Annotated in this window: 14 protein-coding genes; 9 read left to right on the top strand and 5 right to left on the bottom strand. The window is 62.7% G+C overall.

Going from position 1 to position 13,230, the window contains the following annotated elements:
- A partial coding sequence (locus ACMLHG_RS06310; protein WP_417169938.1) for a Fur family transcriptional regulator occupies nt 1–446 on the top strand: 446 nt, incomplete at its 5' end.
- 30 nt (nt 447–476) lie between these two features.
- Nucleotides 477–1,040 (top strand): 6-pyruvoyl trahydropterin synthase family protein, encoded by a 564-nt coding sequence (locus ACMLHG_RS06305; protein WP_294432561.1) that lies wholly within the window; start codon nt 477–479, stop codon nt 1,038–1,040.
- A 91-nt stretch (nt 1,041–1,131) separates the two neighbouring features.
- Here the strand turns inward: ACMLHG_RS06305 and ACMLHG_RS06300 are convergent, their stop codons facing one another.
- The 5 genes from ACMLHG_RS06300 to nifS form a co-directional block, all read right to left on the bottom strand.
- Nucleotides 1,132–1,296, bottom strand: coding sequence for a hypothetical protein (locus ACMLHG_RS06300; RefSeq protein ID WP_417169937.1), 165 nt, complete (start codon nt 1,294–1,296; stop codon nt 1,132–1,134).
- The gene (locus ACMLHG_RS06295) at nt 1,293–1,421 is read right to left on the bottom strand and encodes a hypothetical protein (protein WP_294432564.1); all 129 of its coding nucleotides are present in this window, start codon (nt 1,419–1,421) and stop codon (nt 1,293–1,295) included. Before ACMLHG_RS06295 ends, ACMLHG_RS06300 begins: the two co-directional genes overlap by 4 nt.
- Before the next feature lie 22 nt (nt 1,422–1,443).
- Nucleotides 1,444–2,667: a hypothetical protein gene (locus tag ACMLHG_RS06290; RefSeq protein ID WP_295809533.1), complete on the bottom strand. Its 1,224-nt coding sequence runs from the start codon at nt 2,665–2,667 to the stop codon at nt 1,444–1,446.
- Between the two features lie 179 nt (nt 2,668–2,846).
- Nucleotides 2,847–3,128: a DUF493 family protein gene (locus ACMLHG_RS06285; protein WP_295809535.1), complete on the bottom strand. Its 282-nt coding sequence runs from the start codon at nt 3,126–3,128 to the stop codon at nt 2,847–2,849.
- A 33-nt stretch (nt 3,129–3,161) separates the two neighbouring features.
- On the bottom strand, nt 3,162–4,349 hold the full coding sequence (gene nifS / locus ACMLHG_RS06280; protein WP_295809536.1) for a cysteine desulfurase NifS: 1,188 nt from the start codon (nt 4,347–4,349) through the stop codon (nt 3,162–3,164).
- Nucleotides 4,350–4,488: 139 nt separating this feature from the next.
- On the opposite strand from nifS, the gene ACMLHG_RS06275 reads away from it, so the two are divergent.
- The 7 genes from ACMLHG_RS06275 to ACMLHG_RS06245 all read left to right on the top strand — a co-directional run bounded on the left by ACMLHG_RS06275 (nt 4,489) and on the right by ACMLHG_RS06245 (nt 13,077).
- Nucleotides 4,489–4,677, top strand: coding sequence for a hypothetical protein (locus tag ACMLHG_RS06275; protein WP_295809538.1), 189 nt, complete (start codon nt 4,489–4,491; stop codon nt 4,675–4,677).
- Nucleotides 4,674–5,789 (top strand): aminotransferase class V-fold PLP-dependent enzyme, encoded by a 1,116-nt coding sequence (locus ACMLHG_RS06270; protein WP_417169936.1) that lies wholly within the window; start codon nt 4,674–4,676, stop codon nt 5,787–5,789. The genes ACMLHG_RS06275 and ACMLHG_RS06270 overlap by 4 nt, the downstream gene beginning before the upstream one ends.
- A gap of 59 nt (nt 5,790–5,848) precedes the next feature.
- Nucleotides 5,849–7,042 (top strand): hypothetical protein, encoded by a 1,194-nt coding sequence (locus tag ACMLHG_RS06265; protein ID WP_417169935.1) that lies wholly within the window; start codon nt 5,849–5,851, stop codon nt 7,040–7,042.
- Between the two features lie 19 nt (nt 7,043–7,061).
- A complete protein-coding gene (locus tag ACMLHG_RS06260; protein WP_295809545.1) occupies nt 7,062–8,357 on the top strand; it encodes a bifunctional folylpolyglutamate synthase/dihydrofolate synthase in 1,296 nt (431 codons plus the stop codon).
- A gap of 53 nt (nt 8,358–8,410) precedes the next feature.
- Entirely contained in the window at nt 8,411–10,852 is a 2,442-nt protein-coding gene (gene lon / locus ACMLHG_RS06255) for an endopeptidase La (protein ID WP_295809546.1), read from the top strand.
- The gene (locus ACMLHG_RS06250) at nt 10,849–11,592 is read left to right on the top strand and encodes a hypothetical protein (protein ID WP_294432577.1); all 744 of its coding nucleotides are present in this window, start codon (nt 10,849–10,851) and stop codon (nt 11,590–11,592) included. The genes lon and ACMLHG_RS06250 overlap by 4 nt, the downstream gene beginning before the upstream one ends.
- Nucleotides 11,593–11,937: 345 nt before the next feature.
- Nucleotides 11,938–13,077 carry a glycoside hydrolase family 99-like domain-containing protein gene (locus tag ACMLHG_RS06245; protein WP_417169934.1) on the top strand — a complete coding sequence of 380 codons (1,140 nt, stop codon included), beginning with the start codon at nt 11,938–11,940 and terminating at the stop codon, nt 13,075–13,077.
- Nucleotides 13,078–13,230 lie beyond the last annotated feature (153 nt).

Here is a 13,230-nt window from a genome sequence, read left to right as displayed (position 1 = left end):
TTATCATGCAGGCCACCAGACAGCAGGAATTCTCAAAAATCTGCCGGGATGCGGGCTGGAAATGCACTTCGCAACGGCTGGCGGTTTACGACTTTCTGGCGGATAATCTCAGCCACCCGGATGTGGACGCGGTCTGGGCGGCAGTGCGGAGCACACAGCCGGCGATCACCCGCGAGAGCGTATATCGAATCCTCAATGAGTTCGCGGCGAAGGGAATCATCCGGCGCATGGATCATATCGACAGCGCCCGTTACGACTCCCGGACCGGAGCGCACGGCCACTTCATCTGCGAAAAATGCGGCGAAATCTCCGACTTCAACTGGCCGGAAGGAGCCGCAGTCCCGCTGGATGAAATTCCGGGCAGCGTCGCCCACATGGAGATCCGGCTCGTCGGCGTCTGCCGCAGATGCGCAGCCCGCCGGAAAGACGAGTCGCAAAAACAATAGCTCCCCCAAACCAAAAAACAGGAGGAAACTATGAGAAGCATCACCCGCATCGAACTGCAGTACGCCCACCGGTTCTACAAGTTCCAGGGCGAAGCCCAGTACCTGCACGGCCACACCGGCGTCCTCACGATTGAGGTGGAGGACACCATCGAGCCGGGCGTCAACATGGTCTTCCCCTGCAACGAGATCCAGAAGGTCGCCTGGAACGTGCTCAAAAACTTCGACCATGCGCTGATCCTGCGCGAGGATGACCCGCTTCTCCCGGCCATTCTCGGCGTCTATGAGAAGCAGGGAATCAAAAACGGCGCACCGTCGAACAAGATGAAGGGGCCCGCCTTCCAGACCGAACTCGCCACCGCCTATCCCGATGCCCGGCTGGTCGTCACCAAGGAGACCATGACGGTCGAAGGGATGATCAAGATCGTCTATGAGCTCCTGAAGGACAAGCTCAACATCGCGAAGATCACCTTCACCAGCGGCGTCAACGCCGCCACGCAGGAGTACACCCCCGCCCGGACCGTCGACCGCTGTCCGCTGTGCGGCGTCGCTCTGGTCGACGGCGTCTGCCCGAAGTGCGGATACAAGAAGCACTGACGTGGAATGGAATCCCGGGATTTTCCGGGGCGCGGAGAGGACAAATCATCCTCTCCGTTTTTTTATCCCTCCCCGGCGGAAAACTCCGGCATCAGTTGTGAATCGGCCCGTAAGGCGAATACTCCCAGGAGGCGGGGGAGTTCTGCGGAATCGGGCTGTAACCCATCCGCTCCTGCGGCGTGCAACCGCCGGCAAAACAGCAAAACGCCGCCGCAATGAGAATTGCGGCGGCGAACTTCCAGTGCACGGTGCTCATTTTCCTCCGAAGAGAGTTTCGAAGAGCCCGTACTGGTTCATTTCGATCGACTGGAACGCGACCGTCGCAACCACGGCGAGGAAGGTCAGCACGATCATGACAGTGAAGAATTTGGAATTGAACACTTTTCCGTCTCCCGTCAAACCGTTATTTCTTCGCCTTTTCCGCCGGAGCGGGCTCGTAGTAGACGATGTCGCCGACCTGAATATCGGTCACGCCTTCCGGAATGTTCGCGATCGAGCAGCCGGCATCGACCTTATCCAGTTTGATCCGGGTGATGAACTTGGAGTTGCCCTCCGCGAGACTGCCGCGGGCGACGACCAGCTCCATGCCGGGGACGATGTCAGGATTGACTTCGGAGGTCTTGTTGCCGATCTGCTGGATCACCACGGTGTCCTTGCCGAGGTCGGTGCTGAGGTAACCGTAATGGGGATCGACCATGATCACCTTGCCGAGGATCGCGCGACGCGCCTCTTCCGACCCCTTCTTCCACGGAGCCGGCAGATCCTGCGAAATATCCAGCCCGAGGGCACGCTTGAGATCGTTGAGCTGAGCATCCTTGTGCGCAAGCGTCTTGCGCAGGTTGCTGATGACGCCGTCACGCTGTTTGATGGTGTTGTCGCGGGCGCGGATGGTGCGATTGGCCGCATCCAGTTTCTTCGTCGTGCTGTTGTAGCGGTTCTTCAGATCGTTGACCGCGCCGATCACCGTGCGGGTCGGCGCCTTGTAGTCGCCGGTCGCCGGGAAGTTCACGCTCTTGCCGGCCTGACCGCCGACCTGACGGAGACCGCTCTCGTAGGTGTTGCGCCGGTCACCGACCCCGCGCAGCGCCGTCTCGAACTTGCTGAATTCACCGCGGTCCCCGTTCCGGAGCTTGGCGGAATCGAGACGGATCTTCAGCGAACTGTTGGCCAGACGGGCAAAGTTGTCGATCACGCCGTTGCGACGCTTGATGGTGTCGCCGACCGCGTTGATGACATCATCCTTGCGGGTGGAGTAGGTGTTGAGGTTGCGGAACGCATCGGCAGTTCCGAGATTCTTCATATCGACCGAGGAACCGATGCGGCGGAGCGCATCCGCGAGAGCATCGCGCTGGATCACCAGCTGCTTGGCCTGCGCAGCAAGCTTCGGCAGCTTGGCGTCGAGAGCGTCGTAGTTCCGGTGACCGATCGCATCGGCGGTGAGCTCTCCGGCAAGTTTGGTCCCGCTGTTCCGATCCAGCTCCACGGCCGTTGCGTTGATGGCGGTCGCCATTTTGTCCCATCCGCCCGTCAGCTGACCGCGCTTCTCAAACAGGAAGTAGGAAAACACGGCGCTTGCGGCGGCAAGCAAAAGGATCAGAATGCTCAGAACTACGTTGACAACTTTCATCGGTCTCTCCAGCTGATTTTTAGATTTCCGTTATGTCAATGGAAAATAAATACCCAAAACATTTGCCGTCGTCAAATAGTAGCACCGGAAAAATATATTGTCAAATCCGCTGCAGCACCTATCCGGCAAATAAGTCGATTTTTTTTCAAAAAAAGGGTGTTTTCCCCTCCGTTTTGCGGTCAGAGAACGAATTTCACGCCCGGCACGGCGGCCAGTTCCGCCGCCAGCTGATTCATCATTTCGCGGCTGGTGAGCACCAGCGGCGCCTTGAACGACCGGTAACGGCCGTTCTTGGAATCCAGCCCCTCATGAAGAGCGGTGGCGATTTCATGTTTCTCAAAACAGGCGGCGAGAAGCGGTCTCGCCGCCGCGGCGAGGTCGGCGTCCACGATGATGCGGAACTCCCAGTCAACCGGGAACCGGATCTCGTGGCCGGCATTCCGGCTGAGTTCTTTTTCCATAACTGTATGCCTCTTCTGTTACCGGTTCCGGCGTCAGCGCCGCTCCTGCCAGTAGGGCGAAATCGCCCGGAGCTGCTCGATGATCGGCGGAAGCGATTCAATCACAAAGTCAATCTCTTCGCGGGTGTTGTACTTCGACAGGCTGAAGCGGATCGTTCCATGCGCCGCAGTGTAGGGCAGCCCCATCGCACGCAGCACATGCGACGGCTCCAGACTGCCGGTCGTGCAGGCCGAGCCGCTCGACGCACAGATGTTCAGCCGGTCGAGCAGCATCAGGATCGATTCCCCTTCGATATATTCGAAGCTGATCGACGCCGTGTTGGGCAGCCGATGCTCGATGTCGCCGTTGACGCGGACGTCGGGAATGCGCTCGATCACCCCCTTCTCCAGCCGGTCGCGCAGCTCCGCAAGCTGCACGCTCTCCAGCGGCAGATTGCGCCGCGCAATTTCGCACGCCTTGCCGAGACCGATGATCGAGGTGACATTCTCCGTGCCGCCGCGGCGGGAGCGCTCCTGATGGCCGCCGAAAATCAGCGGGCGGAACCGGACTCCCCGGCGCACGTACAGCACCCCCACCCCCTTCGGAGCGTGAAGCTTGTGACCGGAAATGCTCAGAAAATCAACACCGTCGGCATCGACGTCGATCGGCACCTTGCCGGCCGCCTGCACCGCGTCGGTATGGAAGAGCGCCCCCTTCTCATGGGCGATCCGCGCCAGCTCCGGAATCGGGAAAAGCGTCCCGGTCTCATTGTTGGCCCACATCGTCGAGAGCAGCGCGGTGTCGGAGTCGACCGCCCGGCGCACCTGGTCAAGATCGAGCCGCCCCCGGCTGTCCACCGGCAGATACTCCACAATGACGCCGCGGCGCTCCAGCTCCCGGCAGCAGGCGAGGATTCCGGGGTGTTCGACCGCGGTGGTCACGATCTTGTGCCGGTCCGGCCGGGCGCCGAGTGCGGCGAAGAGAGCAGCGTTGTCGCTCTCGGTACCGCAGCTGGTGAAGATGATTTCCGTGGCGATGCCGTCCCGGTCGCGGAATTCGGCGCCGAGCAGTTCGGCGACCTGGCACCGGGCCTTTTCGATATCGGCGGCAACGCTGCCGCCGAAGTGGTGAATGCTCGACGGATTGCCGTAGCGTTCACAGAAAAACGGTTTCATCGCGTCGAACACCTCGGGATCCACCCGGGTGGTTGCATTATTATCCAGATAAATGACAGGTTCCATGATATTCACAACTTTCCTGAAAAAGGACACATCTTTATAAATAAACCATCTTTTTCTGAAAAGTCAACTGTTTTCCGATTGATAATTCGCCGGAAGTTGCTAGATTACCGGGAGAATAGGAAATTACAACCCGGAACCGATGATGAAACCACGCTCCACCTCCCCCGCCAAACTGCTGCACCGGCATTTCGCACTCTTTCTCTTCGCCGCACCGATGCCGGCAGGAGAACAATTCCTCATCCGCGCTCTGGCGCGGGAGGAGAGACACGCCGAAGCACAGGAACTTTTCCGGCGCCGGCACAAATACTGGGAGCTGAAACAACCATGACCGTCTATCTCGATCAGGCGGCGGCGGCCCGTCCGGCGCCGGAAGCAATCGAATTCTACTTCGCCCGGGTACGCGAAAACTACGCCAATCAGGAGGCGGCGCACCGGCTCGGGCACGATGCGCGGCAGCAGCTCGACCGGGCGGCCGAAGAGCTCTCCCTCGCCCTGACCGGAGAAGCCGGCTGGAAGGTGATCTGGGGAGGGTGCGGCACGGAACTTTTCAACCTCTTCGCCGACTCTCCGCTGGCGGCGGGGAAATGCGCCATCACCTCCCCGCTGGAGCACCCGGCGCTTCTGGCCGTGCTCCGGCGCTCCGCGGCGGAACTGCGGCTCCTCCGCCCCGACCGCTGTGGACGCATTCTGCCGGAAGAGCTCCCCGCGGGCGACCTCCTCGCCCTCCATCAGGTGCAGAGCGAACTCGGCACCATCCAGCCGATCGGCCCGCTGGCGGAGGCGTTCCGCCGGAACTCCCCGGCGGGGATCCTCTTCGTCGACGCCATTCAGGGCGCGGCCAAACTGCCGTTTCCGCGCGAAGCGGACATCGTCGCGGTCTCCGGCCGCAAATTCGGCGCGCCCGGCGGCGGCGCGGCCCTGCTGATCCGCCCCGCCTTCCGCGGCGGGAAAACACTGCTGGAGTTCGCCCGGCGCTGGCGGCACGAACTCTACCGCAGCTGCCGCCCGGAGGTGCCGGCCCTGCTGGCGCTGGCGTTCGCCGCCGGTCTCCGCGCAACAAAACAGGAGGAGGCCGCCCGGCGCATCGGGGAACTCAACGCCGCTGTGCGGCGGGAGCTGGAGAACCTGCCGCTGCCCGGCGGCGGAAGAATCCGCTGCACGGTTCCGCCGGAGCTGGCTTCCCCCTATCTGCTTCACCTGCTGCTGCCGGGAATCCAGAGCGGCGTGATGGTGCGGATGCTCTCCGCGGCGGGCGTGATGGCGGCGGCGGGCAGCGCCTGCGCCTCCGAGAGCCGGGAGCCCTCCGCCGCGCTCCGGGCGATCGGACTCAACCGGAACGACGCCTACTCCGGACTGCGGATCGGATTCGGATTCGATTCCACCGCCGAAGAGGCGAAAAAGTTGGTGGAAGCTTTGAAAGACGCATTGAAAAACTACTGATGCAGCGATATGTTACCATCCTGATTTTCAACGAGCCGATTCTGAAAGGATTCACAGCGATGTTCAAACCGATTTTCCTGGCCGGGCTGGCGCTCGTCTGCGCGGCGTTCTCCGCTCCGGCGGCCCCCGAACCGATCGTCGTGGTCAAGCAGACCACCTTCAATCCCACGCTGAGTTTCCGCGGCGTCACCGGCGACGCGGAGCTGAGCCGGGAGCTCACCTCCATCCTCGGCGCCTGCGGCTGGTTCGACCTGGTGCGCGGCGACAAGGCGGACTTCACCCTCTCCGGCACCCGCAACGGCAATGTGCTCCAGCTCACACTCGAACAGGGCGGCGCACCGGTCGGCGCCTGGAGCATCACCATCGCCGGCGGCGACCGCGCCGTCGCCAAGCACGCCGTCGACGCCATCATCGAAAAGACCTTCAAGGAGCTCAAGGTGCGCGGCTTCTGCACCTCGCGCATCGCCTTCTGCGCCCAGACCGCCCCCGGAGTCCGGAACATCTACGTCTGCGACATCGACGGCAACAACGTCAAGCAGGTCACCCACTACAATTCGCTCTGCGTCGAACCGTGCTGGTTCCCCGACGGCAAATCGATCGGCTACTCCAAATACAACCGCACCAGCATCGACGTGATCCAGACGGTGCTGGCTTCGCGCCGGAGCCGGGTGCTCTCCAATTTCCGCGGCATCAACGCCGGTGCGGCGATCAGTCCGAACGGGCGGCAGATGGCGGTGATCCTCAGCCCCGACCACAAGGTGGACCTCTACATCCTGCCGATCGGCGGCGGAAAGGTCCGGCGGCTCACCTCCAACATGGCGGTCGAAGCCTCCCCCTGCTGGAGCCCCGACGGCAGACAGCTCGCCTTCGTGAGCGATGAAACCGGCGCGCCGCGCATCTTCATCGCGTCGTTCGACGGCTCCGGCCGCAAACGGCTGCCCACCATCGGCAGCGATGCGGTCACCCCCGACTGGTCGAGCGACGGCAAGATCGTCTACGCCACCCGGGTCAACGGCAGCTACACGCTCGCAGTCTACGACCTGAAGAGCGGCAAAAATGAACGGATCACCGAAATGCCCGGCACCTGGGAGTCCCCGGCGTGGGCCGCCGACAACCGGCAGGTGGTCTGCAAACGTTCCGACGGCGCGAAATCCGCGCTTTACGTGGTCGACACCTGGACCGGAAGAGCCCGGCTGCTGCTGTCGACCCCCTACAATCTTTCGATGCCGGTCTGGTCGCCCTGCGCGCGCTAGCCGCCGGCAGGAGGTTTCATTGAGTACCATACCGGCAAAAGAGTATCTGAACTCACTCGGAATGTTCGGCATCAAACCCGGACTGGAAGCAACCCTGGAACTGATGCATCGCGCAGGCGATCCCTGCCGCGACCTGCGGTTCCTTCATCTGGCGGGAACCAACGGCAAAGGCTCTACCGGCGCGATGCTGGAGTGCGCGCTCCGCTCGGCCGGATTCACCACCGGATTCTACAGCTCCCCCCATCTGGTCGACATCCGGGAGCGGTTCCGGGTCAACGGACGGGCGGTCTCCTCCGCCGACTTCGACGCCTTCGCCGCCGAACTGGCGGAGGCGGCACGCCGCTCCACCGGGCGGGATTTCCGCTTTACCTACTTCGAATTCACCACCGTTCTGGCGGCGATGATCTTCGCCCGCGCCGGCGTCGACTTCGTCGTCTGGGAGACCGGCATGGGCGGGCGGCTCGACTCCACCAACGTCGTCACGCCGGTCGCTTCGATCATCACCAACATCGCCCTCGACCATCAGGCATGGCTCGGCGACTCCATCGAAAAGATCGCCCACGAGAAGGCGGGCATCATCAAACCGGCGGTGCCGCTCTTCTACGGCGAAATGCCGGAGGAGGCGCGCCGGGTCCTGCTCGACCGCGCCCGCTCTCTCGGCTCGGCGCCCGCCGGACCGGGGGAGGAGATCACCGGTCCGGTCCGGTTCACCCGCGAGAACGGCCTGCTCCGACAGGAGTTCGAATACGCCGGGCGGCAGATCCGTCTGCCTCTGCTCGGCGCCATGCAGAGAAAAAATTTCCGGCTGGTTTACCGGGTGTTGGAGTTCCTCGCCGGCCGGTACGGCCTCGACCTCGACCGGGCGCTCGACGGTCTGGCGAACGTCCGCTGGCCGGCGCGCTGTCAGCAGCTCAACGAACGGCTCTTCGTCGACGGCGGGCACAATCCGGACGGACTTTCCGCCCTCCGGCAGGCGATGGAGGAGCTCGCGCCCGGTGAGAAATTCACGGTCATCTTCGCCGGATTCCGCGACAAGGATGTGGAGACGAGCCTCAAACTGATCGCGCCGCTGGCGGCGGAGTTCCTCTTCGTGCCGCTGCACGAAGCGGACCGCCCCTGCCGCACCCCGGAAGAGCTGTGCGCGATGGCGCGGAAGCTGGGGGTGCCGGCGGAGGAACGGGCCAACGCATTGCTCGCGGTCAACGACGCGCTCGCCGACACCTCCCGCAAAGTGCTGGTGGCCGGTTCGCTCTATCTGGCAGGCGAAGTGCTGGCCGATCTCGCCGACCGGCGCAGCGTGCTCGACCTCGCGTGAACCGGCGGCGGAAACGCAAACGCTAACTGTTAAGCAGATCGGAATCTTGAATCATGTTTGATCCCAAAGTGATATCGGTCGACGGAATCGGCGGGCCGAAGCCGGATGCGGAGCTGATCTCCGCACCGCTGCTGGCGACGCGGGAACCGGTGATCTACCCCTTCAGCCTCACCCCGCTGCTGATCGAAGGGGAGAATGTCGCGGCGCTCCGCCAGGCGATGGAGAGCAACCGGCTCCTGGCGCTCTTCCCGGAACTGCCCTCCGACGAAGAGCTCGAACAGCTGCCGTTTCAGGTGACCTTCCGCCTCTTCAGTTACGAGGAGAAGCGCCGTTCCGCCGTCGGCGTGCTGGTGCGGGTGGTCAAGGAGCTGAATTTTCCGGATGGAAGCATCCGGATTGTGGTGCGCGGCATCCGCCGGGTCACCTGCGTGATGCTCAACCGCAACGAGGGCGAACCGCCGATGGCCCGCTGCCGGACACTGCCGGAACTCCCCGGCGGCGACGAGGTGGAAAATCAGGCCCGCCAGAAGAGCCTCACCGTGCTCTTCCAGGAGCTGGCCGGCATGCTGCCGGGTCTGCCGGAGGAGCTGCAGGTGGCGGTCTTCAACGCGGGCACGCCGGGCCGCTTCGCCGACCTGCTGGCCGACGCGCTGAACTTCAGCTATGCGGAAAAACTTCTGCTGCTCTTCCACGCCGACGTGCACGCACGGCTCGAGGCGCTAGCGGTTTTCATGAATCGGGAGCTCGAAGTGCTGAAACTCGGCATGAAGATCCAGAACGAGGTCCATCAGGCGATGAGTCAGTCGCAGCGGGAGTTCTTCCTCCGCGAACAGTTGCGCACCATCCAGCAGGAGCTGGGCGAGGACAGCCGCAACCCGGACATCATCGAAATCGAACGCCGCCTCGGCGAACTCACCCTGCCGGACCGGGTCACCGAAGTGGTCAAAAAGGAGCTCTCCCGCCTGGAACTCATTCCGCAGGCCGCGCCGGAGTATCACATCAGCTACACCTACATCAACTGGCTGCTCGACGTGCCGTGGCTCACCTGCACCGACGACCGGCTCGACTGCAGTGAAGCGGCGCGGGTGCTGGATGCCGACCATTACGGCCTCAAGGACGTCAAGGAGCGCATTCTGGAGTTTCTCGCGGTGCTCCAGCTCCACGGCGGTCAGGAGCGCAAGTCGCCGATCCTCTGTCTGGTCGGACCGCCCGGCGTGGGCAAGACTTCGCTCGGCCAGTCGATCGCCCGGGCGATGAACCGCAACTTCGTCCGGGTCTCGCTCGGCGGCATCCGCGACGAGGCGGAGATCCGCGGCCACCGGCGCACCTACGTCGGCGCGATGCCGGGGCGGATCATTCAGAACCTCAAGAAGGCGGGCAGCGCGAACCCGGTCTTCATGCTCGACGAGATCGACAAGCTCGCCAGCGACGTCCGCGGCGACCCGGCTTCGGCACTGCTGGAGGTGCTCGACCCGGCGCAGAACAACGCCTTCAGCGACCACTATCTTGAGGTCGATTACGACCTGAGCAAGGTCTTCTTCATCGCGACGGCCAACCTGCTCGACACGATTCCGGGGCCGTTGCGCGACCGCATGGAGATCATCCGCCTGCCGGGCTACACCTCGTTCGAGAAGCGGGAGATCGCCCGGCGCTATCTGGTGCCGCGCCAGATCCGCGAAAACGGACTCACCCGGCAGCAGGTGCGCTTCCACCTCTCCGGCATCGACGAGCTGATCGACTACTACACCCGCGAAGCGGGCGTGCGCGAACTGGAGCGGGTGATCGGCCAGGTGTGCCGCAAGATCGCCCGGCGCATCGTCGAAGGCGAACTCGCCGCCGACGCCGTGACCGCGGTCAATCCGAAGCTGGTGCACGAACTGCTCGGCGGGCGCAAATTCCTGCGCGACGAGGTCGAAGGCGCCACCGTGCCGGGGTGCGCCACCGGCATGGCGTGGACCAGTTGCGGCGGCGTCATTTTGCCGGTGGAGATCATCGCGATTCCGGGCGGCAAGGGCAACCTCAAGCTGACCGGTTCGCTCGGCAAGGTGATGCAGGAGTCGGCGGAGACGGCGTTCAGCCTGGTCCGCGCCCGCGCCGCCGCCTGGAAGATCGAGCCGGAGTGGTTCACCGGGCACGACTTCCACATCCACGTCCCGGACGGGGCGACGCCGAAGGACGGTCCTTCGGCGGGGGTGACGCTGTCGATGGCGCTGGTTTCGCTGCTCACCGGCCGCCCGCTGCGGCCGCGCCTGGCGATGACCGGCGAAATCACTCTCACCGGTCGGGTGACCGCCGTCGGCGGCATCCGCGAGAAGGTGATCGCGGCACTGCGGGCGGGAGTCACCACGGTGATGCTGCCTCTGGAGAACCGCAAGGATGCCGATGAACTGCCGGAAGAGGTCCGGTCGAAACTGGAAATTCACTTTGTCGGGACCTTCGAGGAGGCGGAGAAATTCGCCTTTTCCGGCCCCGCCGCACGGGAGAAGAGAGCATGAGATATCTGTTGCTGTGCCTCGCGCTTTCGGCGCTGATTCCGGCGGCATTCGCCGCGGAAGAAAAGACGATGCCGATTTCTGAATTCATGAAATTCGCGCGCAATCCCTACCCGGTCTCCAGCTATGCCGCGCTGGAGGGGGAGGTGCGCCACCTGCGCCGCGGCGGGAAACCGGAATCGGTGCCGATCTACTTCGGCATCATCCTCCAGCCGGAGCGGATGACCGGCCAGATCATTCTCGACGGCAACGAGGGGTACATGCTCGGCCAGACCCGGCGCAGCGGCTCCTCGGAAACCACGGTCGTGCCGATGAAGAGCAACACCGGCGACGCCGGGAGCGAAAACCGGCTCGGACACATGGGGATCCGCCCCTCCGACCTCACCATGAGTTTTCTCTACTACCCGGTGGTGCGCGAGCTGGAAAGCGAGAGCGTCCGCACCGTTCCCTGCCGGGTGGTGCTGCTGGAATCCCCGGACAAAAAGGAACAGGTCAAGGTGTACATCGCCCGCGACCACTACTTCCCGCTGAAAGCGGAGTTCTTCGAGGGCGCCGCAGGCGGCACCCCCTTCCGGACGCTGGAAGTGAACAGCTTCCGCAAGAGCGACGGCTTCTACTACACCGATCGCATCGGCCTCTTCGGCCCCGGCTGGCGGACCAGCATCGAATTCGACAAATCCGCCGACGTCGGCAAATTCGACCCGGCCAGACCGCCGAAGGTGATCCGCCCGCTGGCGAAGTGAAATCACGGGAAATGAATCCGTCATCCGGCCGCGAATGACGGATTTTTTTCTTTCCTCCGGGGCACGCCCGTTCCACCTTTGCTCAACGCCGCCGATTCTCCGGGGGAAGTGACGGATTTTTCCGTCATTTCACCACCGGGAAGCGTCATTTCCCCGCCACATCGCAACCGGCAACCGTCCCCTTTGCCTCCGCGCAAAAACCGGGAAAACGGCGGATTCCAGAAGGCCGTTCGAGCAATATTGTGCAACACAATCTCAATATCGCGCAATAAAATCCTGATATTTTCGTACCGTGGGGATTTTTTTATTGTATAATATATTCCAGGTACAGAAAGGAGCGTTGCGATGTCCTCGACCAGAAACCGGCACAACATTCAGCTTGCCGCATTTTACTTCCCCGATTACCACTGCGACGAACGCATGGAAAAAGAGCACGGTCCGGGCTGGACGGAATGGGATGTCGTTCAGGCGGCCCGCTCCCGCTTCCCCGGTCACCGGCAGCCGAAAGTGCCGCTCTGGGGCTACGGAGATGAGTCGGAACCGGAGGTCATGGCGAAAAAGATCGATGCCGCCGCCGATCACGGAATCGGCACATTTCTCTTCGACTGGTACTGGTACGGGGAAAAACCGTTTCTGGAAGGCGCGTTGAAACGGGGCTTTCTGAACGCCCCCAACCGGCACCGGATGACCTATGCGCTGATGTGGGCGAACCACCCGTGGCGCAACATGCATCCGCACGGCTGGAACGAACCGGTCCGCACCCTGCTGGAAAGCGACGTCACCCCGCGCTCCTTCGACCGCCTCTGCGGAATCCTGCTGGAGGAACATCTGCAGCGGCCGGAATACTGGACCATCTGCGGGAAACCGTTCTTCTCCATTTACGACATCACCCGTCTCTGCGAAAATTTCGGCGGGATTCCTCCGCTCCGCAAGGCGCTGGATCAGTTTCGAGCCCGGGCGGAACGCGCCGGCCTTGCCGGGCTGCATCTGAACCTGACCAGCCGGGGGGAGACCATTCTGCCGGGCGAGAGGAAATCCAACGCGCCGGAGCTGGTCGAAGAGCTCGGGTTCGACAGCGTCACCAGCTACATCTGGATCCACCACATGCCGCTTCGCGACTTCCCGCGGAGCGATTACCGCCAATTGCGGACCCGATATCTCGCCTACTGGGACCGGGCGGAGCGGGAGTATTCCGTACCGTACTACCCGAACATCATGACCGCCTGGGACGCCTCGCCGCGCACCGTGCAGAGCGACCGCTTTCTTCACGGCTCCTATCCGTATGACCCGGTCGTGGAAAACACCCCGGAACAGTTCGCTGAAACATTGCGGCTCTTCCGGGACCGGATCGCGCTCCGGCCGGAGGAGCAGCGGATCATCACCCTCAACGCATGGAACGAATGGACCGAAGGCAGTTATCTGGAGCCGGACACCGAATCCGAATACCGCTATCTGGAGGCGGTGAAAGAGATCTTCACGGAGTGACAACCCCATAATTTTCAGGAAAGATACCATGTATAGGTGACAAGCAATTGTCGGAGTAGAAAAGAACTCCTTTGTCGAGTAACTTTGGAAATTTACTCAAACCAAATTACCGAAAAAGGAGCTCAAAAATGCAGAGAAAAGGTAGTGCCATTC

It is taken from the genome of Victivallis sp., assembly GCF_048170485.1.
In the GTDB taxonomy this organism is placed as follows: Bacteria; Verrucomicrobiota; Lentisphaeria; order Victivallales; family Victivallaceae; genus Victivallis.
This window is presented reverse-complemented; position numbering and strand designations above follow the sequence as displayed.

Bases quoted from the DNA above. Each gene is read 5' to 3' on its own strand.
- lon (WP_295809546.1), top strand. From the start codon at position 8,411: ATGTTTGATCCCAAAGTGATATCGGTCGACGGAATCGGCGGGCCGAAG.
- ACMLHG_RS06275 (WP_295809538.1), top strand. From the start codon at position 4,489: ATGATGAAACCACGCTCCACCTCCCCCGCCAAACTGCTGCACCGGCAT.
- ACMLHG_RS06290 (WP_295809533.1), bottom strand. From the start codon at position 2,667: ATGAAAGTTGTCAACGTAGTTCTGAGCATTCTGATCCTTTTGCTTGCC.
- ACMLHG_RS06250 (WP_294432577.1), top strand. From the start codon at position 10,849: ATGAGATATCTGTTGCTGTGCCTCGCGCTTTCGGCGCTGATTCCGGCG.
- ACMLHG_RS06265 (WP_417169935.1), top strand. From the start codon at position 5,849: ATGTTCAAACCGATTTTCCTGGCCGGGCTGGCGCTCGTCTGCGCGGCG.
- ACMLHG_RS06245 (WP_417169934.1), top strand. From the start codon at position 11,938: ATGTCCTCGACCAGAAACCGGCACAACATTCAGCTTGCCGCATTTTAC.
- ACMLHG_RS06300 (WP_417169937.1), bottom strand. From the start codon at position 1,296: ATGAGCACCGTGCACTGGAAGTTCGCCGCCGCAATTCTCATTGCGGCG.
- ACMLHG_RS06305 (WP_294432561.1), top strand. From the start codon at position 477: ATGAGAAGCATCACCCGCATCGAACTGCAGTACGCCCACCGGTTCTAC.
- ACMLHG_RS06270 (WP_417169936.1), top strand. From the start codon at position 4,674: ATGACCGTCTATCTCGATCAGGCGGCGGCGGCCCGTCCGGCGCCGGAA.
- nifS (WP_295809536.1), bottom strand. From the start codon at position 4,349: ATGGAACCTGTCATTTATCTGGATAATAATGCAACCACCCGGGTGGAT.
- ACMLHG_RS06285 (WP_295809535.1), bottom strand. From the start codon at position 3,128: ATGGAAAAAGAACTCAGCCGGAATGCCGGCCACGAGATCCGGTTCCCG.